This is a genomic window from Stenotrophomonas sp. TWI587 (assembly GCF_039674145.1).
Taxonomy (GTDB): Bacteria; Pseudomonadota; Gammaproteobacteria; order Xanthomonadales; family Xanthomonadaceae; genus Stenotrophomonas; species Stenotrophomonas maltophilia_AY.
In genome coordinates this window covers 295,183-320,771 of the sequence record NZ_JBDJMW010000002.1, presented here as the reverse complement: position 1 = coordinate 320,771, position 25,589 = coordinate 295,183, and the positions used below count along the sequence as shown (strand labels likewise).

Sequence of the window (25,589 nt, the reverse complement as noted above, 5' to 3'; positions counted from 1 at the left end):
CCGAATATGTGCACGCCCGTCTCGGCGCGGCGGAGGAAACAATCAAACGCAGGCGGTCAGGCCGGGCTGCCCATCTGCGCGGGCGCGCGCATCAAGGTATCCCGCGGCAGTTCACCGAATACCCGGCGATAGTTGTCGGCAAAGCGCGACAGATCCCACAGGCCGCAGCTCAGCGCGATGGCCTTGACCGATTTCCGGCTTGAATCGGCCATGGACAGGCCGCGACACGCAGCGCACAGGCGCAGCATCGACAGATAGCGGTTCGGCGAGGTTCCGAAAAGATCTTCGAATGCATAGCGCAGCGCCCGCTCACTGACACCGGCGGCATCGCAGATTTCATTCATGTAAATATAGCGACGCAGATTCAGTCGCATGAAATTCTCGGCGCGCTGCGCGATCAGATAGTGCGTCCGCCTGCCCCGGCTGCAGACGGGGTGGTCATCCCCACCGGCGCTAAGCAGTGCCTGGATGTGGTCGTGCAGCAGCGCGTCCACGGCATCGGTGGCGAGCGGTTCCTGCTGCACGGCCAGGGAGTGGTGAAGTGCTGTATACCGTTCCCGTAACCGGATACCGCCAGGCCCACCACCGGTCTGGAACAATGAGAGGCCTTGGCCGGAAGGCAATGTATTACGCAGGCTGAGTTCGGTCAGCTTGCGTTGCACGCGCTGCACCGGGGCCAACAGCAGGGTCAGATGGGTACCGGCACTGAGCGTGAACTCGCTGATGCCTTCCGGCAACACGGTCAAGGCCATGCCTGCCGCCAGCGGCATGCCGTGGCACCAGCTGATCGCCTCGTCGGTGTCATGGATCATGCCCAGCAGGCACCAGTCCTGGGGCAGCATGAAGCGGCCGCGGAAATGGAACCCGCTGGTTGCAGTGCAGAACAGCGCCTGATCGTGCACCTGCGATTCAATCGACGCGCGCGGTCCGTTCCCGTCCAGCAGCACCATTTCCAGATCGCAGACACGCAGCACGCCGCTGAGCGTGGCCAGGTCGAATGGCCTCAACTCGCGCTCGATCCGGTCGTCCACTACACCATCTACCATGACAGTGATGCCCCCTCTGGCCTGGATCCCCGGCGTCGCTGCTGCCCGCCCACCGGGTTCGCACTCCTGCGTTTCCTGTTGCGCATTGTGTTACGGCGCACCTGCCACGACGGTGCCCATCCGCACCGCCTTCTAAATCATTCAGCGACTCTGACTAAATGACCCGGTCTCGTTTCCGCCGGATGCCAGATAGATTATCCCTGCGCATTTCCGGCAAGTATGCCCGAACTGGACGCAGCATAAACAGAATCACGCTGCACGTCACAAATGTGGCCTGAAACCGCGAAACCCCGCGTTTATGCGGCTTATAACCCCGCCAATTAATTGACATCACGCAGCCATCACATTCTGTACACCTGACGTTTACTTTGCGGCGCTTACATGGAGCCACACCTATAGCGACAGTGCGGCGTGCAGATTCACTCAAGTTGATGCCACCACTGCCGATTTTGTGCATTGGATACCGCGTTATTCACCGAGCATCCCATCAGGACGCCCGGCTGCACCGAAGCGGTCACCGCGACGTAGAGAAACAAGGGGGAACGCCATGGACAGCAACCTTCACCGCGACTGCCTTCACTGCCGACGCAGCACGCCGGCACCAGTGACCGCACTGTCCAACGCGATCTGCCACCAATGACGTCGGCCGGGCATTGCCCGGGCGATAGCGCAGGCCAGTAATGGCCGCACCACGCAGGACGCGTGGTCGGGATGGCAGTCCTGGCGGAGCCAGGCAACACCATCGGCACAGGGGCTGTATCCGCCCGTTCGGGCTCTGATTGGGAAAGGGAGAAACCGTCATGAATGCATCCGTTCGCAAGTTCCTCGTGGAAGAAGATGGTGTGACCGCACTCGAGTACGGCCTGCTGGCCGCGGTGATCGCGGGCATTCTGGTCGCGGTGGGCAAAGACCAGATCACGGACTTCTTCGAGAATCTGTTCGATAAGCTCGGCAAAGTCGTCGACGACGCTACGGCGGAAGCCGCCTGATCCAGCGATGTTGACTGCGAGCCTGTCGCCCGGCGTTGCCGCGGCGACAGCGCGGCGTGGGCCGGAACGTCGCACGACCGATTCGGGGGACTCAACGCATATGGAACTTCTTCCCCTGGTGACACTGTTGCTCGGCGTGCAGGTAGTCATCAACGACCTGTACGCCCGGCGTGTGTCCAACCGCGGGTTGCTGATTGCTTCGGCGGTCGCGCTGATCGGCCTGGCCTGGCAGTGGCTTGGCGCTGCTCGCGGTTTTCCAGCCATGCACCTGATCGGCTTCGCGCTGGGCCTGCTGTCGCTGTTGCCGTTCTACGCGATCGGCTGGATGGGCGCGGGGGATGTGAAGTACTTCGCCGTGCTCGGGCTGCTGCTCGGGGCCGGCCCGTTGCTGCCAATCTGGATCGTCGCCAGTCTGCTCGCCGGTGCCCACGCGGTATGCGTGATCGTGGCGCGTCGCTGGGCCCCGCGCCTGGCGGGCCTGCCACTTGCCGATCCGAGCGGCCCGGTGACGCGTCGGCTGCAGCCGGTCATCGCCCAGTGGCGTCAGGCTCGCCAGGGACGCGTTGGCATTCCGTATGCCGCCTACCTTGCGCTTGGCAGCATGGGGTGGGTGGTGCAGCAGTACCTGGGAGCGCCCAGATGAAGACCGCCTTCGCGCGCACCGGAACGACTCGACGCCAACGCGGCATCGCCACGCTCGAGTTCGCCTTGATGCTGATGTTCGGCCTGTTGCCCTTGCTGCTGGTGATGTACTCCGGCGTGATGATCATGGCCGTGCAACAGACGCTCTCGGCGGCTTCCGCCGAGGGCGCACGTGCAGCCTTCCGGCATGCGACGCCCACAGAACGGCGCACCGCGGCCTGCCTGGCGGCACGCCGCTCGATGCAGTGGCTGCTCACCTATGCCAAGCAGACGCCAAGCTGCACCACACCGGGCGCAGCACCGATCCATGTCTCGGCCCCTGCACCGTGCGCGGACCTGCCCAGCGCGCAGTGCATCAGCGTGCAGGTGAGCTACGACTACCGCACGCACCCCTTCCTGCCCGGTACCGGGCGTGTCTATGGCTGGGTGATGCGCACGCCCCTGCGCAGCACGGCCGTGTCGCAGCTGGATCTGGGTGGCAATTGATGATTTTCCGGAGAACCCCATGCTCAAGTTGACCCGCGTCGCCGCGATACTGCTGATCGGCCTGGCCGTGATCCTGGCGATCGTTGCCTTCGGGATCAGCCGGCGCGCCGCACCGGTGGCACCGGGCATCCCGGCCACGGCCAGTGCGCCGGCGCAGCCTGCCACCTGGCCGGTGGTCGAGGCGGCCGTCGCGCTGCCGGCAGGACGCCCCATCGAAGCGGGGGATCTGCGTGTCGCCGGCCATCCCGAACAATCCACGGGAGGCTATACGTCAATCAACGCGTTGGTCGGTGCCGTGCCCACGCAGGACATCGCCGTGGGAGCCCGTATCAGTGCCTCCCAGATCGCCCAAGGCTTCTCGCTGCGCCTGAACCCGGGCGAGCGTGCGCTGGCGGTGCCGGTCGATGAACTGGCCGCGGCGGGCAACCGCATTCAGCCCGGCGACTTCGTGGATGTGTTCCTCAACCTGCGTGCCTCCGGGGGGCTGCGCAACGATGGCGACGCCCAGACGCGGCTGCTGTTGTCGCGCCTGCGTGTGCTCAGCTACGGCGCCCACGACCTGCAGACCGTGACCGACGCGGCCGCTGATGTTGGCCAACCATCCCCTGACAGCCGCGCACAGGACATCACCGGCAGCGGCGACGCGGGCAGCAGTTCGCGCAGTGACGCGACCACTGCCCCTGCACGCAGCGCCGTGCTGGCCGTGCCGGTCGCCGAGGCGAACCGGCTCCTGCTCGGCGCGCAGCAGGGCAAGCTGTTCCTGGCGCTGCGCAATCCCGCCGACATCGGCCTGCCCGACCACGCCTTGTTCGCCACCCCGGGCGGCGTACTCAGCCCGCGCCGCGAACTGTCCGCCGAGGAACGGTTGGCGCTGCAGCGACCGGAGAACGATGCGTATGCCGGGCTGGACAGCGATGCGCTGGCCGGACGTGGGCGCAGCAGCATGGCCACACTGCCGGCGCCAACCAGCACGCCACGCCGCGCATCCCCGCGCGCGGATCGCGGCATCGAGATCATCCGTGGCGACATTTCCTCCCACAGCGGGTCGCGTTGAGCCCATGCCGAGACAGCCCATGACTGAACACCCCACTCCCGCGCATCGCCTCCGCCATGTCCTGCCACGCTGCCTGCTGGTGGCCATGCTGATCGGCAGCCCGTTGCTGGCCAGCGCCGATGCCGAGCTGGTGCTGCAGACGCGCGAACAGCGTCCGTGGTCATTGCCGGCCAATCTGGAGCGGGTGGCGATCGCCGACCCCAGCGTGGCCGACGTGGTCATGCTGCGCGGCCGCGAGGCCCTGCTGGTCGGCAAAGCCCCGGGGAGCACCACGCTGCTGCTGTGGCGCAACGGCACCCGCGAGCCGGAGCGGCTGCAGATCGAGGTGCGCAGCGCGGTACAGGGCGCGCTGACCGCGCAGGGCGGCGGCGCCGGGCTGATCGTGCAGGATGGTCAGGGCCTGCTGCAGGGCTTGAGCCCGTCGCTGCTGGACCACCAGAACAGCATCAAGGCCGCCACGATGGCGGTGGGCAAGGAAGGCCAACTGGCCGACATCTCGACCATCGCCAGCGGCGGCGTGGTTCAGGTGGAGGTGAAGATCGTGGAGTTCAACAAGTCGGTGCTGCGCCAGATCGGCATGAGCTTCGGCAACAAGAACTTCAACGGCAACAACGGCTTCTATTACGGCATCACCCGCCCCGGCGCCACCCTGCCCGGCGTGCTGCCCGTCGGGGAATCGGCAGGCGATGACCTGGTTGTCACCAACCCGCTTTCCTCCGCGTTCGGGCTGGTGTTCAAATCCCTCACGCACGGCTGGGATGCCAACATCGAGCTGCTGCAGAGCAATGGCATGGCCCGCGTGCTGGCCGAACCGACCCTGGTCGCGCTTTCCGGGCAGAGCGCGAGCTTCCTGGCCGGCGGTGAGCTTCCGATCCTGGAACCGCAGGGACTGGGCACCACCACGGTGACCTTCAAACCGTTCGGCATCGGCCTCACCGTGACCCCGACCGTGCTCGGCCCCAACCGCATCGCCCTGAAGGTCGCCCCCGAAGCGAGCGATCTGAACTATGCCGCCGGCATCACCTACAACAACGTGCAGGTCCCATCGATCACCACGCGCCGCGCCGATACCACCGTGGAGCTTGGCGATGGCGAGACGTTCGTGATCGGCGGCCTGGTCAGCAACAACGTCTCGTCCAACGTGGACAAGGTGCCGCTGCTCGGCGATCTTCCGATCATCGGCTCGTTCTTCCGCACGCTCAACTACAAGAAAGAGGAAAAAGAGCTCGTCATCATCGTCACGCCGCGGCTGGTGCAGCCGCTGGCCCAGGGTACGGAAGTTCCGTTGCCGGGCCAGCGCGAGGCATCGCCGAACCTGCCGGTCTGGGGCGCCTGGCTGCTGAGCCCGGCGTCTTCGGACCAGCTGCCCGGGTTCTCGCGCTGAACCCGATGCCAGGAACCCGCCCGTCATGTCCACCGCCCTGCAGCTTGTCCACCCCCGGGATGCGTCGATGAAACTCGTGCTGTTCGCGCCGGACCGCGAGCTGGCCACGCTGTTGTCGGCGTTGCTGCCGTCGCTGGGCGTGCAGTGGCTGGACAGCGCGGCACCGGCGTCGGCGCTGGAACCGCTGCGTGACACCGGCTGCGTGGTGCTGCTCGATTTCCGTCATCAGCACGCGGCATTTTCCGCGGCCCTGACTCGTCAGCTGCAGGCGCAGGCACCGGAGCTGCCATTGGTGGCCATCGGATCCACCCATGCCGACCACATGGATGGCGTGGTCGCCGCGCTGCGCGCCGGGCTGCGCGATCTGCTGGACCTGGACGGGGCACCGCAGGAAATGGAAGCGGTACTGCGCCGCGCCGCTGCGCTGGCCCTGCGCGGAGAGAGCGCTGCCACGGCTTCACTTCCGGCACCGGCCAAGGCGCGGATGGTGCTGCTTCTCGGGGCTCGCCCCGGCGTGGGCAGCAGTACGCTGGCCGCGCACCTGGGGGTACTGGACCAGCAACTGGCCGCCAGCCAGACCCCGCCCCCCGAGGCCGCCCAGCCTGGCAACCATCTGCTGCTGTTGGATCTGGGCCAGCCGACCGGCGATGTGGCGCTGTACCTCAATCTCGACCCGAGCTTCCACTACGAAGATGCGCTGCGCAATGTGGGGCGGATCGATGCCACCCTCACCCGCACCGCCATGGCGCAGCATCCCACCGGGCTTACCCTGCTGGGGCAGCCGCCGGGCATGGAAGGCACTGCACTGGCCGACCCGGGCATGCTCATGCAGCGCCTGCGTGGCGTCTTCCATACCGTGCTGTGTGATCTCGGCGGGATCTGCCCGCGCCAGTTGCCGATCTCCCTGCTCAACAGCGCCGACGAGATCTGGCTCATCGCCGATCAATCGATCGGCACGCTGGTCTCGCTGGATCAGTTGCTGCGCCACCTGGAGCAGGTCGGTGCACGCGACGCACGCCTGCAGCTGGTGATCAACCGCCACGATGATGCCAGCGGACTCAGCCCGGACCAGATCGCCGCGCGCTTCGCGCTGCCGTTGCTGGCCACCCTGCCCGACCGCGCCGCCCTGCGCTCCAGCGCCAGCCATGGCCGCCTGTTGTTGCAGGACGCCCCCCGTGACCCGTATGTGCGTGCCCTTGCCCCGCTGCTGTCGCACCTGGATCCGGCGGCTCCCGCGCCGGCCAAGGGCTGGCGGGAACACCTTGCCCTTCGCCTGAGTGGTTCCCCATGGAAGACAAAGTGACCCCGTTCCCTTCCAGCGCTGCGCGTACCGATGCCGGTCCCGACCCGGACGGCCAACCGGCCTCGTTCGAGCAGTCCGAGCAGTACCAGAAGGTGCTGATCGCCGCGCATGAGCACCTGCTCAACAGCATCGAGGACGAGCGCATCGACATCGATGCATGGGCGCCGGATACCGTGTCGCGCTACGTGCATGCGCAGACCGCCGGCTTCGTGCACGAGTGGCGCATTCCGATCAACGAGGCCGAGAAGGACATTGTCGCCAATGCGCTGGTCAAGGAGCTGACCGGCTTCGGCCCTCTCGATGATCTGCTGCACGATCCGGAGATCGAGGACATCCTGATCAACGGCTACAAGGACATCCATGTCTCCCAGGGCGGCATGCTCAAGCGCGCCCCGCAGCGCTTCAGCGATGACAGCCACCTGCTGCGCATCCTGCGTCGCATCCTGGCCCCGCTTGGGCGCCGCCTGGACGAATCCAATCCGATGGTGGATGCGCGCCTGCCCAACGGCGGCCGCCTCAACGCCATCATCTCGCCGCTGGCCGTGGATGGGCCGATGGTCTCCATCCGCAAATTCCGCAAAGACCCGTTCACGCCGGACGAACTGCTGCGCATGGGCACCTTCGACCGGCCGATGCAGGCACTGCTGCACGCGATGGTCCTGGGCCGCTGCAACATTCTCGTCTCCGGTGGCACCAGTTCGGGCAAGACCTCGCTGCTCAATGCGCTGGCCAACTACATTCCGGCCAATGAACGGGTGATCACCGTCGAAGACACCGCCGAGCTCTCGCTCAATCACCCGCACGTGGTGCGCCTGGAAAGCCGCATCGGTGGCGCCGACGGCAACGGCGCGATCAGCATCCGTGACCTGGTACGCAACAGTCTGCGCATGCGCCCGGATCGGATCGTGGTCGGCGAAGTGCGTGGCGCCGAAGTGCTGGAAATGCTGCAGGCGATGAACACCGGCCATGACGGATCGATGGCGACCATCCACGCCAATTCGCCGCGCGACTGCCTCTACCGGATCGAGATGCTGGCCGGCTTCGCCGGCTTCCAGGGCAGCGAGGACAGCCTGCGCCGGCAGATCGCCAGCGCGATCGACTTCATCGTGCAGATTTCGCGGCTGGGCAGTGGCCGCCGGGTGCTGGTCTCGATCACGGAAATCACCGGCGTCACCGACAACATGATCGCCACCCAGGAGATGTTCCGCCACGAAGTGCAGCTCGATGCCGACGGCAAAGAGTACGACCGCTGGGTCGGGCTGGGCTTCCAGCCGCATTCGCACAAGCTTGAACCGTTCCGTCGTCAGTTGCGCGAAGCGCTTGGTGGAGGCTTCTGAGCGTGGTCATGGTCCTGCTCCTGTGCAGTGCGGCCCTGGTGCTGGTGGCGCTTGCCGTCGGCCTGTGGAGCAGTGCCAATGCACGCGAACAGCACCGGCTGTCCACGCAGCATGCCGAGCAGCGCCTGACCAGGCCCGACCACGCGCCACGGCTGGCCGGGCCGGGCGACGGTCCCGCCCCCATGCCGATCAGCAACGCCGTGCCTGCAGGCCTGCCGTGGGACGCGGTGATGCGTCGTGCAGCGCTGCCGACCGGCTGGCGGGTACCGCTGCTGATCCTTGCGGGCGCCCTTTTGCTCGCCTGGATCACCGCCGCGCGCCTGGGCACGGTGTGGGCGGTGCCGATCGTCTTGGTGCTCAGCGCACTGGCAGGTGGGTTCTGGATATCGCGACGGATCTCCCGCCTGCAGTCCAGGCTGTTGCGCCAGTTGCCGGACTTCCTGGACAACCTGGTGCGCCTGGCGGCCCTCGGCAACAGCCTGCAGATGGCCTTCCAGACCTCGGCCGCGCAGATGCCGATGCCGTTGCGCGGCTTGCTCGACACAACGTTGTCCTACACCCGCAGCGGGCTGGACCTGGACCGCGCCCTGGCGCAGGCTGCCCAGCCCTATCGGCTCGAAGCCCTGAACGTTCTGTCGGTCGTGCTCGGCGTCAGCGTGCGCATCGGTGGGCGGGCCGATCAGATCCTGCAGCGCATGGCCGATTTCATGCGCGACCTGGACCAGGCCCAGCAGGAGCTCATGGCCACCACCTCCGAGACACGGATGTCGGCCTGGGTGCTCGGCCTGCTGCCACCGATCAGCGCGGTGCTCATGGCGATCACCAGTCCCGACTTCTTCCAGCCCATCATCCACGAGCCGCTCGGCCACAAGCTGCTGCTGTGGGCATTGGGGCTGGAACTGATCGGTGGCTTCCTGCTCTACCGTCTGGCCAAATCGATATGACACGCCGCCACCCCGCGTCCGCCCAAGGAGGCCATCGATGAGCGCCGATCACTGGTGGATCGCGGCCCTGTTGGCCCTCGCTGCCGGCATTGCCCTGCTGGGCCTGCGCGGCTGGGTGTTGAGCAGCCGTGATCAACGCAGCCAGCAGGCCCTGCAGTCCGCACTGCGCCCGCGCGATGCTGCCGCCACACCCGCAGCGCCGGCCGCACCCAGACGTACCCTGCGGCAGCTCTGGCTCGATGCCATCGCCGCGTTCGGCGAGCGCTTCAACGGCGGGCGCATCGAGGCGGCCCTGCTCGCCCCGGAAGACCGTCTGCTGCTCGACCAGGCCGGATGGAACACGCAGGCCGGTACCGCCATCTTCCTGGGCCTGCGTGTATTGATCGCGGTCGCCACCGTTCTGCTGGTGCTGGCCTTCAATCACAGCACCGGCTTCAGCCGCGCCATGGTGATCTTCGGTGCGCTGGCCTTCGGAATCCTGTTGCCCAAGTTCGCCCTGCGCGCGTGGGCCACGCGCCTGCGCAGGCAGGTCACGGCCGAACTGCCGCTGCTGATCGATCTGCTGCGCCTGCTGCAGGGCGTCGGCTTCAGCATGGACCAGAGCCTGCAGACACTCGGCGACAAGCTGCGCAACGCCGTACCGGTGCTTGGGCGTGAGATCCACCAGGCCAATCTGGCCTACATGCACGGCCGCAGCCGCGAGCAGTCGCTGCGCCGGCTGGGTGAATCGTTCGACGACGAGGATCTGCGCAGCCTGGTGCAGCTCATCCTGCAGGTCCACGCCCACGGCGGCGCGGTACAGGAGCCGCTGCGCCAGTTCAGCCTCCGCCTGCGCGAGCAGCGCCGGTCCACCCTGAAGGAGAAGGTCGGCAAGCTCTCGGTAAAGATGACCGTCGTGATGATGTTGACGCTGTTGCCGGCGCTGATGCTGGTGCTGGCCGGCCCGGCCATCATCGCCCTTGCCTCCGCCCTGACCAAACTGGATTGACCACCATGCGCCATGCCGTGCTGTCCCGCGTCTGCCTGCTGCTCGCCGCCACCGCCGTGTGCGCCGCGTGTTCGAACATGCGCAACGGCTATCGCCAGGATCCGATGGCGCTTGCCTCACCCGAGGTGCAACCGCAGGACGACAAACAGCTGTATGCCGAGCTGATCGCCAAAATGCAGCAGCAGGGCGCTTACTACGCCTCGCTGGCGCATGTGGACGCCTACCGCCAGCGCTACGGCGACAGCCCGCAGCTGCGCCTGTTGAATGCCGATGCGCTGCGTGAGACCGGCCAGCGCGAGGCTGCCATGACGATGTACAACAGCCTCACCAGCGGGCCGCAGGCAGCGGCGGCCTGGCACGGACTTGGCCTGATCGCTGCACGCGACGGTGACGCCGCCCGCGCCGAACAGGCCCTGGCCCGTGCCGTGCAACTGCAACCGCTCAACACGGGCTACCTGGGCGATCTCGGGTTTGCGCGGCTGCGCGCGGGCGACTGGTCGCGCGCGCAGGAGCCGCTGGCCAAAGCCGCCGAACTGTCGCCCGGCAGCGCCAAGGCAAATGCGAACCTGGCGGTATGGGCCCTGCTGCGGGGCCAGAACGAGATGGCCGAGACGATCATGCGCAATGCACGGCTGACCGATGCCGCACAGGCCGAGGTCCGTCGCCTGGCCGACCAGCTCCGCCAGCAGGCCGCCCCGGCCCCCTCGATACAGCGCGCCCCCGCCCGCGTGGCGGCAACAGAGGTCACACCAAGACCACGCGCCACGCGAGTACCCGCATCAGCACGACGCGTGGCGGTCGATACCGAACGCCGTACCGGCGCCGACGCGCGGCTTGCGCCGTCCATGCTCGAGCGCTTTGGCGCCTCCACCCCTGCCAGCGAGATCACCCCATGACCCGGTTGCCACGCCTTTCTGCTCCGCTGCGGCGCGTCGGGACGGCCACGCTGCTCCTGGTCGCGACGCTGCCCGCGTTCGCGGCTGCACAGCAGGCCCCGCTGACGGGCCAGATGCTGGGCGGGCAGGACGCCGCTCCGGCCACCCCTGCGGTGCCCGCTGTCGCGCCGCCGGCAGTAACTGACCCGCTCCCCACGGCGCGCGCGCCGGTCGAGCGGTACGCGCCTCCGCCACCGCCGCCACGTACCGAAATCGGCCAGACCACCAGCGATCTGCTGCGTATGCAAGCCGCAGGAACACACGCCGGCCCGCGCCTTCCGATCCTGGGCGATCAGGCCGCCGCCAGCTACCAGCGCTACCTGAAGAGCTTCGAGCATGAGATCCCGGAGTTCCTCAAAACCAGCGTGAAGAAGGACGTCAGCGGGACCAACTAAGGAGGTTGAGGCCATGTACCAGTCCAGCGCACGTGCGCCGCGCCCCTCCAGGCAACGGCTGCGCGGCGGGATGTCGGTGACGATGATGCTGCTGTTGCTTGGCCTGGTCGGCATGCTCGGCCTGGTGGAAGTGGGTTATCTGTACTGGGCCAAGCGCGATGCACAGAAGGTCGTGGACCTTGCCGCACTTGCCGGCGCCCAGCGGTTGGACCTGTGCGCCGCAGACAACCGCGACAACCGTGCCGCGCGTGGCAACGCAGAGGGCGACAATGGCTTTGCGGGCACGTTGGCGATCCAGTGCGGCAACTGGAATCCCGCGCACACCACCCCTGATCATTTCAGCGTGACGCTGGATGCAGCCAACCCGCTCAATGCGGTCAAGGTCGAGGCGACCCGCTCGATCGTGCCGTTCTTCGGCCAGAACTCGCGTCTGCCGACGATCCGCGCGCAGGCCGTGGCGACGCGCGCTCCCCCCATGGCCGTGTTCTCGGTGGGCTCGCAGCTGCTGCGGGTCAATGGCAGCACGCCGCTGGGCAACGTGCTCAATCTGGTCGGGGTCGATCTGGACCAGACCACCCTGCTCGGCTATGACGGACTCGCCCAGGCGACGATCACCCCCGGTGGCCTGCTGCAGGCGCTGGGCATTCCGGTCAAGGCGGATATCGGCGTCGCCGAGTTCAACGCGCTGCTTGCCGCGAACCGGGTTTCGCTCGGGCAACTGCTCGATGCCACCGCCACCGTGCTGACCAATAGCGGGGTCGCCCATGTGGATCTGACCGCGCTGCGCACTGCGCTCGCAGCGCGGATGGATCTCAACCAGCTCAACGTGCAGCTCGGCAGCACCGACAGCGCGGGCGGCCTGTTCGCGCGCGTCGTGGCCCCCGAGGGCCTTGCATCGCCCGCCCTGCAGGCCGACGTCAGTGCGCTGGACCTGATCACCACCAGCATCAGCATCGCCAGCGGCGGCAACGGCGTTGCAGTGAACAATCTCAACATCCTGGGCCTGGTGCAGACCCGCGCGGCGATCATCGAGCCGCCCTCTATCGCCATCGGCGGCGTAGGCACCCGTGCCTACAACGCGCAGGTGCGGCTGAAGATCAACATCGATACTGCCGGGCTGGCGCTGCTCGGCCCGATCCTCAGCGGTCTGGGCATCCGGCTCAATCTGCCGATCCATGCCGACGTGGCCAACGCGATGGGCACGCTGGAATCGCTGCAGTGCGGCGCCACCCCGCCCACCGCGACAGTGCGTGTGCAGTCCTCGTTGCTGCGCGCATGTGTCGGCAAGGTCGCCGAAGCGAATCAGTTCTCCCAACGCAACGTCTGCGATGCCGGGCTGCAGAACGAACAGCTGCTCACCCTGCTCGGCGCCCCACTGGTGACCGACAAGATCATGCTCGATACGTTGACGCACACCGAGCGTGTCACCCTGGCCGCTGGCGAAACCGCCTCCACCCGTTTCAACCAGGCGCAGGTAGGCTCGGCGGTGTCCGGGCTGGTGAGCGAGCTGCTGCGCGTGCTGAGCAATGTGGTCACCCCGGGCAAGCAGGGCACTACCGATGCGGCCACGGCCGCGCGGCTGGCGGATCAGTATCTCAAGGCGGCCAATCCGGGTAACGGCTTCTACGATGCAAAGAAAACCATCGAGCTGCTGCGCCATGGCGATCCGGCCCGTGGCATCGGTGCGTTGGGTGACTGGGAAGTACCCAACGGCGTCCCCTATCCCTGCGGCCTTCTGAATCTAGATACCTGTTTCAAGCCGGGTTCGGTCTGGGTCGGTTACAACGCTACGGTCACCGGTGAAGGTATGGGCGGACTCAGCGGCGTGCTTGGCCCCATTCTCGGCGGACTGCTGATCAACCGCTGCAACAGCCTGGTCAGCACGCTGCTCAACTACAACAACTGCGTAAAATCCAATCTGACCTCGTACCTGCAGACCCGGCCCGGAGGCCTGCAGGATATCGGCGGGGGCAGCGGCGTTTCCGAGCCCGGCACCGACCAGGTCCGCTGCAGCGGCCTGCTGTGCCTGGCCCTGACCCCTGTGCTGGAAACCCTGAAGCCGCTGCTCAATGGCGTGGGCACCCTGCTCTCGCAGACCCTCGGGCAGATACTCGGCATGGAGCTGGGGCGGACCGACGTGCACATGCAATCGATTCAATGCACGCCGGCACAGTTGGTTTATTGACGCTGCCGTGGAATGCAGACCGGGGGAACGTGCATGCTAGACTCCGGCTGGGGACATTACTTCACTGATAATCCACTTGTGGATGGCCTGAATATGCGAGAGAGAAAAGGGATTGGTTCCATCGTCACGCACACGCTGACCGGTGGGATCGTATTGCTGCTGTCGTTGAGCCTTGTGCCGCAGGCAATGGCCGCACGCACGCCGCGTGCCGAGCCGGCGGTGGATGCTGACGCGCGGCAGGCGCCGGTGGTGCGCAATACCGTGGACGAACTGCGCCAGCTGGTGGATTCCAAACAGCTGACCGAACTGCGCACCACGTATAACGGCAGTTACGGTGCCAGCCTGCTGTTCAATACCAGCACGCTCAATTACTACGTGGCGCTGTTCCACGAGAAAGACTTCTGGCGCGTGATCAAGACCGATTCGGTGGACAACGCCGAGAAGGTCTACCGCACGTTCGTCGAGCAGACCGAGCAGCTGGCCCAGGTGTATATCGACACCACCCGCCTGCAGGCCGGCAAGCGCTATACGGAAAATCTGGTCGCCTACAACGAAGAGCGCCTGCGCAGCCTGCAGCAGGAAGCGGATCTGCAGCGCCAGCAGTCGCTGCATGTCAGTGCCGCACTGGAACAGGCCAAGCAGCAGGCGGTCAGCCTGAGCACGGACCTGCGCAGCAGCCACAGCGAACTGGACGCGCTCAATCAGCGCATCCAGACCCTGCAGGCGCAGCAGCTGAACCCGGCGCTGTCGCTGCCGTCGGCCGAGGCGGCCACGCCGCAGCCGGCGTCTCAGGGCACCCCCGGCAGCCCGTGAGGGCATGATGCGCCCTGCTTCGGCAGGGCCTGCCACTGACGGCGCCGATGGCGCCGTCTTTGTTTCGGGTGCAGTACCCTTGGGGGCGCAGACGTACTGCGACTCAGCAAGGAGTGCACCATGCACGTTCAGCGCCCACGCATCGCCCTGTCACGGCTTCGTGCCGCCCTGGCCTCATCGCATGCCCGGCTGGCCGCGATGCTGGTTGCCGTGCTGGCCCTTCCGGGCGCCGCGACTGCCGCGCCGGCATCCTCGGCATCACCCCCGCTCTCGGCGGAAGCCTCCGACCCGAAGCTGCTGGGCTGGATGCAGGGCGCGCCGCCGCCGGAAGACAAGCGTATCCGCTACACCGACGACGACTACTTCAGCTTTCCCAAGCTGCGCTGGACAGCCTGCCACTTCCGTCAGTTGATGCCCACCGTGGGCGTCAGCCGTGGGACCGCCGCTGCCCGTGCGCTGCCGCGTCGACTGGACGCCGCGATCGATGCGCTCTCGTTCACCCCGACCGGCAGCAGCACCGGCATGACCTGGGCGCAGTCGCTGTCCGCCAACTACACCGATGGCATCGTCGTACTGCATGACGGCGTAGTGGTATACGAACGTTACAGCGGCTGCCTGGACGAACAGGGTCAGCACGGCGCGATGTCCGTCACCAAATCGATCACCGGCCTGCTCGGCGAGATGCTGGTCGCGGAGGGCGTCATCGACGAAACCCAGCGTGTCGGCGCGATCATTCCCGAACTGCAGGGCAGCGCCTTCGGCGATGCCACGGTCAAGCAGATACTGGAGATGACCACGGCGCTGCGCTACAGCGAAGACTATGCCGACCCCAACGCGGAGGTCTGGAAATACTCGGCCGCCGGCAGCACCCTGCCCCCGCCCGTCGGCTACACCGGGCCGCGCAGTTACTACGAGTATCTACAGACGGTGCAGAAACACGGCCGCCACGGCGAGGCCTTCGGCTACAAGACGATCAACACCGATGCGCTGGGCTGGATCATTGCCCGCCGCACCGGCCAATCCGTGGCGCAGTTGCTTCAATCACGGATCTGGCAACGCATCGGCGCCGAGCAGGACGCCTATTACACCGTCGATTCCACCGGCACACCGTTTGCCGGTGGCGGATTCAATGCCGGCCTGCGCGATCTGGCCCGGGTTGGCCAGCTGCTGCTGGACGAGGGTAAGCTCGATGGTCAGACCATCGTGCCCGCTGCAGCGATCGCCCGCATCCGCGCGGGCGGCAGCAAGCCGGCCTTTGCCAAGGCGGGATATACACAGCTGCCGGGCTGGAGCTACCGCGGCATGTGGTGGATCTCGCACAACGACCACGGTGCCTACATGGCGCGCGGCGTGCATGGCCAGGCGCTGTACATCGATCCCACTGCACGCGTGGTGATCGCGCGGTTCGGCTCGCATCCGGTCGCGGGCAACAGCGCGAACGATCCAACCACCCTGCCGGCGTTCGATGCACTCGCACGCTACCTCATGACGCAGCGTTGATGGCTGCGTCGCCCGGTTGCCAATCAAGTGGGTACACGGGCTCTGTCGTGCCCGGTCGCGGCCGCTGACGGATGGTTATCGGCAGGCATCGTGCACCAGGTCATCCATTCGCCGGCTGACGGCCAGGCTCGGCCGGTGGCCCGCTTTGCGGTAGGTTGTCTCGCGCTGGCGGCGCGCGGCGTCGCAGCGGACCGGATCGATGTGTACAGAGATCACCGCGCCCCGGAGGGCGGGTACCGGGCGCACGTTACGTCGCTGCGTTCGGCGTGGGCGCGGCGGTGACGTCTCTACGCGCCGTTTGGCCTTGAGCTCCTGGCGAAGCGATTCGATGTACACAGCATTGGCGCGCGTATCCACCGGCGGTGGCATCTCGCGGATGCGTTGGGTCCGGCCTGTACAGGGCAAGGACTGGTACTGACGAGCACCATCCACGACACAGGTATGCACCTGCCGCGGCGCAGGCACGTTCACTACGGCGCCCACCATCATGGCGAACATCCACACAGGCATGGCTCAGCTCCATCCAGGATGGCTGCAGCATGTCCTCACACCGTGACTCATCGCCGTGACCGGCCGCACACCAGCCGTGCGATGCGCAGGATCCCGACACGGAATCACTGCCACGCCCTACGCACCTGTTACGACGTCGTGCCCACGTGCAGTTCCAGCACCTCATCGCCCAGCGCATCGATCTCGCCGGTCGGTCGCCAGCCCAGGTAGCGGTAGAACCCATGCGAGCGTACCGCCGGATTGGCCGCGCACCCCAGAATCAGACGCGCATGCCCCGCCTTCACCAGATCGGCGATGGACAGATCCAGCAAGCGCCGACCGATGCCCTGCCCTTCATACGCCGGGAGCAATGCGAGCACCACGATCTCACCGCCCTCGCGATCGCCGAAGCATTACCCGACCATACGCTCACCCTCCAGCGCGATATGTCCCGGCAGTGCGTCGTCACGGATGCCCGCCGCCCAGCTGTCTTCGGTAATGCCGAGTTCGGCGAGATCGGCCGCGGAAAAGGCGTTCTCGCGGGTGCGGCCACGGAGATCGATGCAGGCAGCGGCATCATCCGGCAGCGCGCGGCGATAGCGAATCAGGTCGGTCATACGTACATCCTTGCAATCACCGAATGCTCGGCAGCGCGCAGTATGCCGTCGCCTGCATTGAAAACCCAAACGCAGCGGGCCCGGCATTGCCGGGCCCGCGAGCGGATTACAGGAAGCGGTAATCAAACTCCAGCCACAGCTGACGGCCGTAAGGGTCGTAGTTGCCGACCGGGTAGAACGGCCAACCACCACCGTTCTTGTCTGCTGGTGGGCGGCTGTCGCGCAGGTTGTTGACGATCAGGCCGAGCGTGGCGTTGTCGTTGAGCTTGCGGTACAGGCTGGCGTTGTAGGTCATGTACGGCGCGATGCGGCCGCTGCCGTCGGTCTTCGGCAACGAGCCGTAGCGCATGCCGTACAGGGTAGCGGTCCAGTCGTTGATCGCCCAGGTCACGCTGCCGTTGACCTTGCTGCGCCACTGGTAGGAATCCAGCGAATTGCGCTGATCCTGCACGTCATCGCCGGCGAACTGGCGGTAGCTGTGATCGATCACCAACGAGTACGCCATGCGGGCGGAGAAGCGACCGTAACGGCCCGCATCCCAGCGCACCGTCGACTTCAGGTCGATACCGCGCACGGTTTCGGAGGCGGCATTGATCGGGTTGATCAGCACGCGCACCACCTGGTTGGGCTGCACGGCGGCATCGGCCGGATTGCGGATCACGCGGCGCAACGCGTCCTGGCATTGTGCCGAGCCGATATCGCGTGCGTCGCCGCCGACGGTCTGGCCAAGGCGGCAATCCGCTTCGTCCTGGAGGATGCGGGTGGCATCGAGGTTGGTGACCTCGTCGTCGATGCGGATGTCGTAGTAATCCGCGGTGAAGTCCAGATTGGCCGACGGCGACCACACAAAACCCAGTCCGTACGATTTGGCGGTTTCCGGCTGCAGCTGCGGATTGGCACCACTGGTGTAATCGATCGCCAATCCGCTGAAATCGCAGTCGTCATACGCTTGGCCGGCACTGCGGCAGCGCCAATAGTCGGTCATGCCCGGGTTGTAACCGCGCGTTTCGGTCGCGAATACATAGTTCATGTCCGGCGCACGGAAGCTGGTGGCCGCACTGGCGCGCAGCAGCAGCGTATCGAACGGACGGAACTCCAGGCCGGTGCTCCAGGTCGCCTTGCCCAGGTGATCACCGGCCGCGCGGTACTGGTCGTAGCGACCGGCCACGGTGGCGGTCAAGCGCTCCAGCAACGGCAGCTGCAGTTCCACGCCGGCCGCATAGCGGTCACGCTCCCCACCGGCCGGGACACCGGCGTTGAGGTTCCAGAACGTGCCCTGCGCCAGCGCCGGGTCCGGGCGGTTGCGGTAGCCCTGGCTGCCCGCTTCGACAACGGCTGCCAGCGCGGCACGGCCGCCGGGCAGGTCGAACAGCTGGCCGTTGACGCTGACGCTGGCGGTCTGCAGCCAGGCGGCATTGCGGCTCTCGTAGCGGTCGGACAACCCCTCGTATTCGCCCGGGGTCAGCGGCTGATACAGACGTGACGGATCCGGTGCATACACCTCCACGCCATTACGGGTGCCCAGCTGCGGGCCGAGCAGGTACGTGTTGATGCCGGCCAACAGGCCCGGGCGCTGCGTCTTGTTCTCATACCGCGAACGGCTGTAGGCCGCTTCGTAGTCCCAGTCCGAACTGCCGATGCTGCCGCGTGCGCCCACATTGAACGACCAGGACTGCTCCAGGAATCGATTGGCATTGCGTTGTACGCCGCCGATTTCTTCCGGTGCGAAACGCCGGTACCAGCTTTCCAGCTGACCGCTGTTCTGGTTGTAGAAGTAGTTGCGCGAGGATGTCCAGCTCGGTGCACGGGTGTTGTTGTAAATGCGTGCGGTGCCGATGGCCGCATCGGCGAACAGTTCCTGGCGATCATTCAGACGCCAGGTCACCGCACTGTACGCATCGATGTTGCGCTTTTCGGTCTGCACGGTCCAGAACGTGGGCGAGGCTTCATTGCTGCCGCAGTACCAGCCCTGGCGCGGATTCTGCGCGCGGAACACGCTGCCGCCGTAGAGCGCGCTGGAGGTATCGCAGCCATCGGCACCGGGATCGATGTAGTTGTTGGTGGAGGCGTTGCGGCGATACGCCACCGCCGTCGCCAGCGGCGTGACACCACGTGGGTCATCGGTCAGCGAGTCCATGAAATCGCGCTGCGAGCCGTAGATCGCCTTGCGGTTGGCGATCTCCAGGCCGAAGATCGCGTCCCACTGCTCACCCGAGCCGCCGCCGACCGCCTGCAGGCGCTGGTTGTCACCGCCGCCCTGCTCGGTGGTGCCAGCGCGCACATTGATGCCGACACCGTCATAGGTCTTCTTCAGGATGATGTTGACCACACCGGCGATTGCATCGGAGCCGTACACCGCCGAGGCGCCCCCGGCCAGTACTTCGATCCGGTCGATCAGCGCGCTCGGGATGTTGGCCAGGTTGACCACGTTGACCGAGCCTTCGTAGGCCAGCGGGTAATCGGACTGACGGCGACCGTTGACCAGCACCAGGGTGCGATTCGGGCCGAGGCCGCGCAGATTGATGGTGTTGGCGGCCGGAGTGAAGGTATTGCCGAAATCCTCGCCCTGCACGTTGCCGGTGTTCTCGGTGAGCGCGCTGAGCGCTTCGAAGGCACTGCGGTAGCCCTGCGCCTCGATCTGCGCCTGGGTGATCACGGTGACCGGGGATGGGCCTTCCACACTGGCGCGGGGGATGCGCGAGCCGGTGACCGTGACCGCATCCAGCTGGGTGGGCGGATCGGCCGCATGGGCCAGTGAACTTGCGCCAAGCAGGGGCAACAACGACAACACCAAGGCCCGCCGACGCAGCGGGCGATACAGCACAGACATGCAGATTTCCGGTCAATAAGAACGCGCCAACGCGGGCAGGCCCGCGCCGGATCGTGGTGGAGAGAGGGCCGGGATTTTGCTGAACAGGCAGGAAAGGGGGAAATGACCGGCCGGGATATGCTTATCGGGATTTCGCCTAAGCCCTGCCCTGCAAGGACTCCACATGCGCTTCATCCAGACCTTCCAGTTGTATCCCTTCCTGGACACCGTGGTCAGCCTGGCGGCCGCCTTTGTGCTGGGCACCTTGATCGGCGCCGAGCGGCAATACCGCCAACGCACCGCCGGGCTGCGCACCAATGTGCTGGTCGCGGTCGGCGCGGCGGCCTTCGTGGACCTGGGCATGCGCATCGCCGGCAGTGTCGAAGCGGTGCGGGTGATCTCCTACGTGGTCTCCGGCGTCGGCTTCCTCGGCGCGGGCGTGATCATGAAGGAAGGCATGAACGTACGCGGCCTCAACACCGCTGCGACGCTGTGGTGTTCGGCGGCGGTCGGTGCGTGTACCGGTGCGGACATGCTGGCCGAGGGCGCGCTGCTGACCGTACTGATCATCGCCGGCAATACCCTGCTGCGGCCCTTGGTCAACGCGATCAACCGCATCCCGATCAACGAAGCCGCCTCTGAGGCCACCTACGAGGTGCGCCTGACCGTGGACCCTGCCGCGACGCCCTTGGCGCGCGAGCGATTGGTCGATGCGCTGGAGGCCGCACAGTACCCGGTCAGCGACGTGCAGGTGATCGAACACGGCGACGGCCCGGTGGAGCTGGTCGCGATCCTGGTCAGTACGGCAGTCAGCGCCGACGAGCTCGATGCGGTGGTCGCGAGGCTGCAGCGTCAGCCGGGCGTGGTGCACGCCAACTGGGAAGTCAGTACCCGCGACTGATCGCGGCGGAATCCCCACAACGAAAAACGGCGGCCCTGCGGCCGCCGTTTCTGTTACTGCCTGGATACCTGGACTCAGGCGTCGGCCGGCAGCAGGCTCTGGCGGTTCACCAGCGCGCTGAAGCGTGCCAGCGAACTCAGGTGATGATGCACCAGCGCCAGCCAGCCGCTGCGGTGCCAGGCCACGACGGTCTCGTCCGGCAACGCGGCGAACTTCTCCACGTCCACCACCTGGAACCCATTGACCGACATCGTCCGGCCATCGGCCAGGGTGACATCGATGTTGCGGTCGATCAGCAGGTCGTTCTCGATCAGCGCGGCCGCAAAGCGACGGGTATGCTCGTGCTCGCGGGTGTAATCGCCGCAGAAACGCATCGCGTTGTCGATCAGCTCGGTCGCTTTGCCATCCTGGAACAGCGGCAGGCCTTCCTCGCTGTCGCCCTGGTTGACCTGCTTGGCGGCCGCGTCCACGGCGAGTACATAGTTGTCCGGCTCACCGGCCTGCATGAACACGAACGGGTAGCGACGCACGTACGCCGGCACGTAGCTCTGTTCGTCCCAGACGCCTTCGGCAACGAACAGATTGCGATGGGACAGACCCACGGCGACCAGCGGCATCGCATCCTTGCCGGTGAAGATGATGGGGTAATGCTGGGCCAGCGAGCCGAACTCACCGATCACGGCGGGGATCGCGTTGGTATCGGCCGCAAAATTCGCGGTTTCCGGCAGCAGACGCCAGTTGGCGTGCTCGTCCGAACGCAGCGGCACTGCCTGTTGGTAGAACAGCGGACCGGTGGCCTGGGACGGCGCAGCGGTGGGCGGAGTCGTGGTTTCAGCAGTCATGGAATAAGTCGTATACGACGCGCCAGTCAGCCCGGGCGCGAAAGCGGGAATCGCATTGAATAACCACTATAGCGTGCCAGGCCTCACAGCACGCCATCCAGCGGGCCTGCCGCGCCGGTGAGGGCAGCGCAGGCGTGGTCCTGCAGTTCCTCGCCGCTGGCCTTGTTGCCGGCCTCCAGATCCAGCCGCGTGGCCAGCAACACGAACCCCGGCGCGCCTGCGGCATCGGTCTGCCCGGCCACCACCAGCGACCAGTTACCGAGATCGTTGGGGTCTTCCAGATAGTCGGCAAGCAAGCGGACCGGGTTGGCCGTCAGCTCGGCACCCGGCAGGTAGCGGGCCAGATACGCATGCCCACGCAACGGCTCGGGCAGCGGCTGCCAGGCAGTGCCGATGGCAGGCTGCAGCCGGTGCAACTGCGTCATGACATCGGCGCGCAGGCAATCCACGTGGATGTGCAGCTGGTGCTGGGAGCGTCCGTGCGGTGAGTTAAGGGCCAGGCTGGCCACGTCGCGGGGTAATGGCCGGCCCAACGCCTGCTCGGTGTGGCTGCGGGCGGCCCAGGCGGCGGCGAAATAGTTCGGCGCATCGGCCCGCAGCAGCGCCGGGCTCTCAATACCCGACACCCGGTCCATCGGCAACACAAGGAACTGGTAGCGGCCGTGCGAATCCTTCAGCAGCACATCGCGCCGACGCGCCTCGGCGGACACCGCAAGGCAGCTGCCCCGAGGGGCGGCGTCGCCGGCGCAGTCGCGCTGGATGATGCCCCACAGGGCATCCGGATTGGGCAGGGGTTTGGCCGGCGGCAACACCGGCGTGGCGCAGGCGGTCAACAGCAGCAGCGCACAGAACAAGGACACTCGGGCGATCACGGACAGGCTCGTACAAGGATGCAGGCCCGGCCAGTCACTGCCGGCGGGCGCGCGCGATTGTACCGTGCCGTTTCTGTCGCTTCCGTGTCAGTAAGTGCTGTACGGCACCTCGAGCACCACCGGGGCGGCAGGCGCAGGCGGCTGCAGGGTGTAGCGATCCAGTGCGCCGTTGTCATCGGCGAACCGCTGCGACTGGATCTGCAGGCGGTAGCTGGTTGCGCCCAGCTTGATGCTGCCTCCCTCTTCCAGCGCGGCACCGGCGGGCAGCAGCAGTCCACCCAGATCGCTGTAGGCCCCCCCGGCGTCGGAGAAGACGTGATCGACCAGGGCATCTTCGCGCGTCATCGCGAACACGTGGCGGTCGCCATGACGCTGGTTGAAGTCCTCGTTGCCAAGCAGATCGGCGATCCAGACGCCGGGCAGGCGAAAGCGGGTTTCCAGCGCGATCGCATCGAGCCGTTCGCTGTCCACGACCAGGCAGCACACCGCCTGCTTGTTCTCGCGGTCCAGGACCGCAAAGCGGCTGCCCTTGGCGACGTCCCGCGGCAGGATCGCGAAAGGCAGATCCTCCAGCACGGGTGCTGCGCCATTGGCCGAATGCAGATTGCGCCACCCTCCAAACACCGGCGCCTCCGGCTCGGCGGCCATCACGCTGCCTGCCAAGGCCATTCCCACCGTCACGATCAAGGCGGCCGTGATCTTCCTGCTCTGCATGTTCTGTTTCCGTTGGTTGACCTGTCGCAGCGATACCGCCGGACCTCACAAGACCGCGACACTATGCGCCAGCAGGACCGCTGCGAGCAATCGGCGCCGCTCAGCCGATCACGATGTAGTCACTGACCAGCGTGATCCCGCGGTGTTCACCGCGCTCGAGCTGCACGTGGCGGCCCCCGACCTGATCGATGGCGATGCAGTCATCCACTTCCAGCAGCGCATCGGTATGCGGCTTGAACCAGCTGGCATCGCGCAACGTCCTGGCCTTGCGCTTGGCCTCCTCGACACCGGTGGCGACCAGCAGTTGGTAGTCATGCGCCTCACCCAGGGCGCCGGCGACATAACCGCCCAGATTGAGAAAGTACAGCCGCGGCGCACCAGCAGCCGGTGCCACATCGGCAAAGCGCACCCGGTACTCCTCCACCCCATCCACCGCGAGCCAGCCATCGACATGGAGCCCTTTACGTTCGCCGAACCAGTCCTGGCGCAGCTGCGGGTAGGCTTCCTCGATTACATCGACGTTGGCGAAAGCCACATCGTGAACCTCGATCCGGGCCCGGGCATGTCTCCCGCCAAGCATGAACACGTGCAGCACCTGCGACTCCCGGGATGACCGATGTTGAGCGGGCACCCAGTGTAACGCCAGGCCCCGCAGCGCCCTGCCCCGCGCGCGCGGCCCACGCTGCGTCGAACCGTCGCGGGGTCACCACCACACGTCCATGCGCACTGCGGTGGTATGGTCGGCGCCTGACCCCGCAGGAGCGACCCGATGGCATCCCTTTCCCGTTATCCCCTCGCCGCGATCATGCTCGCAGGCACCCTGTCACTGACCGCCTGCGTCAGCACGCCGGGGCCGGAAATCAAGGGACCGGGCCTGTGCAAGGCCGACGCGCTGGGCTGGGCCGTGGGCCAGAAGGCCGACGAAGCGAACATGCGCAAGCTGCTGGTGCAGAGCGGCGCCGGCCTGATCAATCCGATCGGCCCGGCCACGATCACCACCCGTGACCTGCGCCAGGATCGCCTGCGGGTGTTCATCGACAAGGACAACGTGATCACCGCCGTCCGCTGCGAGTGATTCCGCGGGCGTAGAGCCACCCCATGGGTGGCTGGACCACTAGATGGCAGGGTTTCCGTGCAGCCACCCATGGGGTGGTTCTACCGGTGGTTGGCGCCGTTGGGTGGCGTCCACCAGCGAATCGGCACTGATATCGGCGATGGTCTTCGCGCCGGTGAGCGTCATCGCCACGCGCATTTCCTTGGCAATGAGATCCAGCAGATTGGCCACGCCAGCCTCGCCCTGCGCGGCGAGCGCATACACGAACGCTCGACCCAGCAGCACGCTGTCCGCGCCGAGGGCGATCATGCGCACCACGTCCAGGCCGTTACGGATGCCGGAATCGGCGAGGATCTTCAGCTCGCCCTTGACCGCATCGGCGATCGCCGGCAAGGCACGTGCGGTAGAGAGCACGCCATCCAGCTGGCGCCCGCCATGGTTGGAGACCACGATGCCATCGGCCCCGAAGCGCACCGCATCGCGCGCATCCTCCGGGTCGAGAATGCCCTTGATCACCATCGGGCCGGTCCAGAACTCACGGATCCACTCCAGGTCTTTCCAGGAAATGGAGGGATCGAAGTTGGCGCCCAGCCAGCCAATGTAGTCCGCCAGCCCGGTCGGGCTGCCGCGGTAGGTGGAGATGTTGCCCAGGTCGTGCGGGCGCCCGAACAGGCCGACGTCCCACGCCCAGCGCGGGTGCGTCACCGCCTGCAGCATGCGCCGCGCCGGTGCATTCGGGCCGCTCATGCCCGAGTGCGCGTCACGATAACGCGCGCCCGGCGTGGGCATGTCCACGGTGAACACCAACGTGGTCACCCCGGCCGCCTTGGCCCGCTCCAGCGCGTTGCGCATGAAGCCGCGATCCTTGAGCACATACAGCTGGAACCACATCGGCCGATCAATGGCCGGGGCGACTTCCTCGATCGGGCAGACCGACACGGTGGACAGCGTGAACGGAATCCCCCGGCTCGCCGCTGCCCGCGCCGCCTGCACTTCACCGCGGCGCGCGTACATGCCGGTCAGCCCGACCGGGGCCAGTGCCACCGGCATCGCCAGGCGTTCCCCGAACAGCTCGGTTTCCAGGCTCAGGTCGGACATGTTGCGCAGGATGCGCTGGCGCAGCGCGATGTCCGACAGGTCGGCGACGTTGCGCTTCAACGTGTGCTCGGCATACGCGCCGCCATCGATGTAATGGAACAGGAACGGCGGCAGGCGGCGTTGTGCTGCTGCGCGATAATCGGTGGAGGCGGAAATGATCATGGGTCATCTGCGCTGGAACAGTCTCCAGTG

General features: G+C 66.5%; 24 protein-coding genes and 1 pseudogene. 16 read left to right on the top strand and 9 right to left on the bottom strand.

Features of this window, described 5'->3' with window-relative positions:
- Positions 1-56: 56 nt before the first annotated feature.
- Complete coding sequence (locus ABE464_RS04570; RefSeq protein ID WP_346470941.1) at positions 57-1,046, bottom strand: helix-turn-helix domain-containing protein; 990 nt, start codon at positions 1,044-1,046, stop codon at positions 57-59.
- Between the two features lie 800 nt (positions 1,047-1,846).
- On the opposite strand from ABE464_RS04570, the gene ABE464_RS04565 reads away from it, so the two are divergent.
- From ABE464_RS04565 to ABE464_RS04500, 14 genes are all read left to right on the top strand, one after another.
- Complete coding sequence (locus tag ABE464_RS04565) at positions 1,847-2,035, top strand: Flp family type IVb pilin (RefSeq protein WP_346470940.1); 189 nt, start codon at positions 1,847-1,849, stop codon at positions 2,033-2,035.
- Positions 2,036-2,135: 100 nt separating this feature from the next.
- The gene (locus ABE464_RS04560; RefSeq protein WP_346470939.1) at positions 2,136-2,678 is read left to right on the top strand and encodes a prepilin peptidase; all 543 of its coding nucleotides are present in this window, start codon (positions 2,136-2,138) and stop codon (positions 2,676-2,678) included.
- Entirely contained in the window at positions 2,675-3,163 is a 489-nt protein-coding gene (locus ABE464_RS04555) for a pilus assembly protein (protein WP_346470938.1), read from the top strand. Before ABE464_RS04560 ends, ABE464_RS04555 begins: the two co-directional genes overlap by 4 nt.
- A gap of 19 nt (positions 3,164-3,182) precedes the next feature.
- Entirely contained in the window at positions 3,183-4,217 is a 1,035-nt protein-coding gene (gene cpaB / locus ABE464_RS04550) for a Flp pilus assembly protein CpaB (RefSeq protein WP_346470937.1), read from the top strand.
- 19 nt (positions 4,218-4,236) lie between these two features.
- The gene (locus ABE464_RS04545; protein WP_346470936.1) at positions 4,237-5,601 is read left to right on the top strand and encodes a type II and III secretion system protein family protein; all 1,365 of its coding nucleotides are present in this window, start codon (positions 4,237-4,239) and stop codon (positions 5,599-5,601) included.
- 25 nt (positions 5,602-5,626) lie between these two features.
- Positions 5,627-6,904 (top strand): fimbrial protein, encoded by a 1,278-nt coding sequence (locus ABE464_RS04540; protein WP_346470935.1) that lies wholly within the window; start codon positions 5,627-5,629, stop codon positions 6,902-6,904.
- The gene (locus tag ABE464_RS04535; protein ID WP_346470934.1) at positions 6,889-8,241 is read left to right on the top strand and encodes a CpaF family protein; all 1,353 of its coding nucleotides are present in this window, start codon (positions 6,889-6,891) and stop codon (positions 8,239-8,241) included. The genes ABE464_RS04540 and ABE464_RS04535 overlap by 16 nt, the downstream gene beginning before the upstream one ends.
- 8 nt (positions 8,242-8,249) lie before the next feature.
- Positions 8,250-9,185, top strand: a complete 936-nt coding sequence (locus ABE464_RS04530) for a type II secretion system F family protein (RefSeq protein WP_346470933.1) — start codon at positions 8,250-8,252, stop codon at positions 9,183-9,185.
- 37 nt (positions 9,186-9,222) lie between these two features.
- Complete coding sequence (locus tag ABE464_RS04525; RefSeq protein WP_346470932.1) at positions 9,223-10,173, top strand: type II secretion system F family protein; 951 nt, start codon at positions 9,223-9,225, stop codon at positions 10,171-10,173.
- A gap of 5 nt (positions 10,174-10,178) precedes the next feature.
- Positions 10,179-11,069, top strand: a complete 891-nt coding sequence (locus ABE464_RS04520) for a Flp pilus assembly protein TadD (protein ID WP_346470931.1) — start codon at positions 10,179-10,181, stop codon at positions 11,067-11,069.
- The gene (locus tag ABE464_RS04515; protein WP_346470930.1) at positions 11,066-11,503 is read left to right on the top strand and encodes a DUF3613 domain-containing protein; all 438 of its coding nucleotides are present in this window, start codon (positions 11,066-11,068) and stop codon (positions 11,501-11,503) included. The genes ABE464_RS04520 and ABE464_RS04515 overlap by 4 nt, the downstream gene beginning before the upstream one ends.
- Positions 11,504-11,516: 13 nt before the next feature.
- The gene (locus ABE464_RS04510; RefSeq protein WP_346470929.1) at positions 11,517-13,688 is read left to right on the top strand and encodes a TadG family pilus assembly protein; all 2,172 of its coding nucleotides are present in this window, start codon (positions 11,517-11,519) and stop codon (positions 13,686-13,688) included.
- 93 nt (positions 13,689-13,781) lie between these two features.
- Positions 13,782-14,501 carry a DUF2968 domain-containing protein gene (locus tag ABE464_RS04505; protein WP_346470928.1) on the top strand — a complete coding sequence of 240 codons (720 nt, stop codon included), beginning with the start codon at positions 13,782-13,784 and terminating at the stop codon, positions 14,499-14,501.
- Between the two features lie 120 nt (positions 14,502-14,621).
- The gene (locus tag ABE464_RS04500; protein WP_346470927.1) at positions 14,622-16,001 is read left to right on the top strand and encodes a serine hydrolase; all 1,380 of its coding nucleotides are present in this window, start codon (positions 14,622-14,624) and stop codon (positions 15,999-16,001) included.
- A 75-nt stretch (positions 16,002-16,076) separates the two neighbouring features.
- On the opposite strand, the gene ABE464_RS04495 is transcribed toward ABE464_RS04500, so the two are convergent.
- From ABE464_RS04495 to ABE464_RS04485, 3 genes and pseudogenes are all read right to left on the bottom strand, one after another.
- Positions 16,077-16,511, bottom strand: a complete 435-nt coding sequence (locus ABE464_RS04495; RefSeq protein ID WP_346470926.1) for a hypothetical protein — start codon at positions 16,509-16,511, stop codon at positions 16,077-16,079.
- Between the two features lie 128 nt (positions 16,512-16,639).
- A pseudogene (locus ABE464_RS04490) lies at positions 16,640-17,107 on the bottom strand (GNAT family N-acetyltransferase).
- Between the two features lie 106 nt (positions 17,108-17,213).
- Complete coding sequence (locus ABE464_RS04485; protein ID WP_346470925.1) at positions 17,214-19,937, bottom strand: TonB-dependent receptor; 2,724 nt, start codon at positions 19,935-19,937, stop codon at positions 17,214-17,216.
- Positions 19,938-20,100: 163 nt separating this feature from the next.
- Here ABE464_RS04485 and ABE464_RS04480 point away from each other — a divergent pair, with 163 nt between their 5' ends.
- Complete coding sequence (locus ABE464_RS04480; protein ID WP_346470924.1) at positions 20,101-20,817, top strand: MgtC/SapB family protein; 717 nt, start codon at positions 20,101-20,103, stop codon at positions 20,815-20,817.
- Positions 20,818-20,891: 74 nt separating this feature from the next.
- Here the strand turns inward: ABE464_RS04480 and ABE464_RS04475 are convergent, their stop codons facing one another.
- The 4 genes from ABE464_RS04475 to ABE464_RS04460 form a co-directional block, all read right to left on the bottom strand.
- Entirely contained in the window at positions 20,892-21,659 is a 768-nt protein-coding gene (locus ABE464_RS04475; protein WP_346470923.1) for a SapC family protein, read from the bottom strand.
- Between the two features lie 83 nt (positions 21,660-21,742).
- The gene (locus tag ABE464_RS04470; protein ID WP_346470922.1) at positions 21,743-22,519 is read right to left on the bottom strand and encodes a CDP-diacylglycerol diphosphatase; all 777 of its coding nucleotides are present in this window, start codon (positions 22,517-22,519) and stop codon (positions 21,743-21,745) included.
- A 99-nt stretch (positions 22,520-22,618) separates the two neighbouring features.
- The gene (locus ABE464_RS04465) at positions 22,619-23,245 is read right to left on the bottom strand and encodes a decarboxylase (protein WP_346470921.1); all 627 of its coding nucleotides are present in this window, start codon (positions 23,243-23,245) and stop codon (positions 22,619-22,621) included.
- Between the two features lie 100 nt (positions 23,246-23,345).
- Positions 23,346-23,825 carry a DUF1543 domain-containing protein gene (locus ABE464_RS04460; protein WP_346471126.1) on the bottom strand — a complete coding sequence of 160 codons (480 nt, stop codon included), beginning with the start codon at positions 23,823-23,825 and terminating at the stop codon, positions 23,346-23,348.
- A 189-nt stretch (positions 23,826-24,014) separates the two neighbouring features.
- Between ABE464_RS04460 and ABE464_RS04455 the strand changes: the two genes are divergently transcribed.
- Complete coding sequence (locus ABE464_RS04455) at positions 24,015-24,320, top strand: hypothetical protein (RefSeq protein WP_346470920.1); 306 nt, start codon at positions 24,015-24,017, stop codon at positions 24,318-24,320.
- A gap of 39 nt (positions 24,321-24,359) precedes the next feature.
- Here ABE464_RS04455 and lldD read toward each other — a convergent pair whose 3' ends face one another.
- Positions 24,360-25,559: an FMN-dependent L-lactate dehydrogenase LldD gene (gene lldD / locus ABE464_RS04450; protein ID WP_346470919.1), complete on the bottom strand. Its 1,200-nt coding sequence runs from the start codon at positions 25,557-25,559 to the stop codon at positions 24,360-24,362.
- Positions 25,560-25,589: the final 30 nt, after the last annotated feature.

Excerpts from the sequence above, each read along its gene's own strand:
- ABE464_RS04570 (WP_346470941.1), bottom strand. The coding sequence starts at position 1,046 with ATGGTAGATGGTGTAGTGGACGACCGGATCGAGCGCGAGTTGAGGCCA.
- ABE464_RS04565 (WP_346470940.1), top strand. The coding sequence starts at position 1,847 with ATGAATGCATCCGTTCGCAAGTTCCTCGTGGAAGAAGATGGTGTGACC.
- ABE464_RS04560 (WP_346470939.1), top strand. The coding sequence starts at position 2,136 with ATGGAACTTCTTCCCCTGGTGACACTGTTGCTCGGCGTGCAGGTAGTC.
- ABE464_RS04555 (WP_346470938.1), top strand. The coding sequence starts at position 2,675 with ATGAAGACCGCCTTCGCGCGCACCGGAACGACTCGACGCCAACGCGGC.
- cpaB (WP_346470937.1), top strand. The coding sequence starts at position 3,183 with ATGCTCAAGTTGACCCGCGTCGCCGCGATACTGCTGATCGGCCTGGCC.
- ABE464_RS04545 (WP_346470936.1), top strand. The coding sequence starts at position 4,237 with ATGACTGAACACCCCACTCCCGCGCATCGCCTCCGCCATGTCCTGCCA.
- ABE464_RS04540 (WP_346470935.1), top strand. The coding sequence starts at position 5,627 with ATGTCCACCGCCCTGCAGCTTGTCCACCCCCGGGATGCGTCGATGAAA.
- ABE464_RS04535 (WP_346470934.1), top strand. The coding sequence starts at position 6,889 with ATGGAAGACAAAGTGACCCCGTTCCCTTCCAGCGCTGCGCGTACCGAT.
- ABE464_RS04530 (WP_346470933.1), top strand. The coding sequence starts at position 8,250 with ATGGTCCTGCTCCTGTGCAGTGCGGCCCTGGTGCTGGTGGCGCTTGCC.
- ABE464_RS04525 (WP_346470932.1), top strand. The coding sequence starts at position 9,223 with ATGAGCGCCGATCACTGGTGGATCGCGGCCCTGTTGGCCCTCGCTGCC.
- ABE464_RS04520 (WP_346470931.1), top strand. The coding sequence starts at position 10,179 with ATGCGCCATGCCGTGCTGTCCCGCGTCTGCCTGCTGCTCGCCGCCACC.
- ABE464_RS04515 (WP_346470930.1), top strand. The coding sequence starts at position 11,066 with ATGACCCGGTTGCCACGCCTTTCTGCTCCGCTGCGGCGCGTCGGGACG.
- ABE464_RS04510 (WP_346470929.1), top strand. The coding sequence starts at position 11,517 with ATGTACCAGTCCAGCGCACGTGCGCCGCGCCCCTCCAGGCAACGGCTG.
- ABE464_RS04505 (WP_346470928.1), top strand. The coding sequence starts at position 13,782 with ATGCGAGAGAGAAAAGGGATTGGTTCCATCGTCACGCACACGCTGACC.
- ABE464_RS04500 (WP_346470927.1), top strand. The coding sequence starts at position 14,622 with ATGCACGTTCAGCGCCCACGCATCGCCCTGTCACGGCTTCGTGCCGCC.
- ABE464_RS04495 (WP_346470926.1), bottom strand. The coding sequence starts at position 16,511 with ATGCCTGTGTGGATGTTCGCCATGATGGTGGGCGCCGTAGTGAACGTG.
- ABE464_RS04485 (WP_346470925.1), bottom strand. The coding sequence starts at position 19,937 with ATGTCTGTGCTGTATCGCCCGCTGCGTCGGCGGGCCTTGGTGTTGTCG.
- ABE464_RS04480 (WP_346470924.1), top strand. The coding sequence starts at position 20,101 with ATGCGCTTCATCCAGACCTTCCAGTTGTATCCCTTCCTGGACACCGTG.
- ABE464_RS04475 (WP_346470923.1), bottom strand. The coding sequence starts at position 21,659 with ATGACTGCTGAAACCACGACTCCGCCCACCGCTGCGCCGTCCCAGGCC.
- ABE464_RS04465 (WP_346470921.1), bottom strand. The coding sequence starts at position 23,245 with ATGCAGAGCAGGAAGATCACGGCCGCCTTGATCGTGACGGTGGGAATG.
- ABE464_RS04460 (WP_346471126.1), bottom strand. The coding sequence starts at position 23,825 with ATGCTTGGCGGGAGACATGCCCGGGCCCGGATCGAGGTTCACGATGTG.
- ABE464_RS04455 (WP_346470920.1), top strand. The coding sequence starts at position 24,015 with ATGGCATCCCTTTCCCGTTATCCCCTCGCCGCGATCATGCTCGCAGGC.
- lldD (WP_346470919.1), bottom strand. The coding sequence starts at position 25,559 with ATGATCATTTCCGCCTCCACCGATTATCGCGCAGCAGCACAACGCCGC.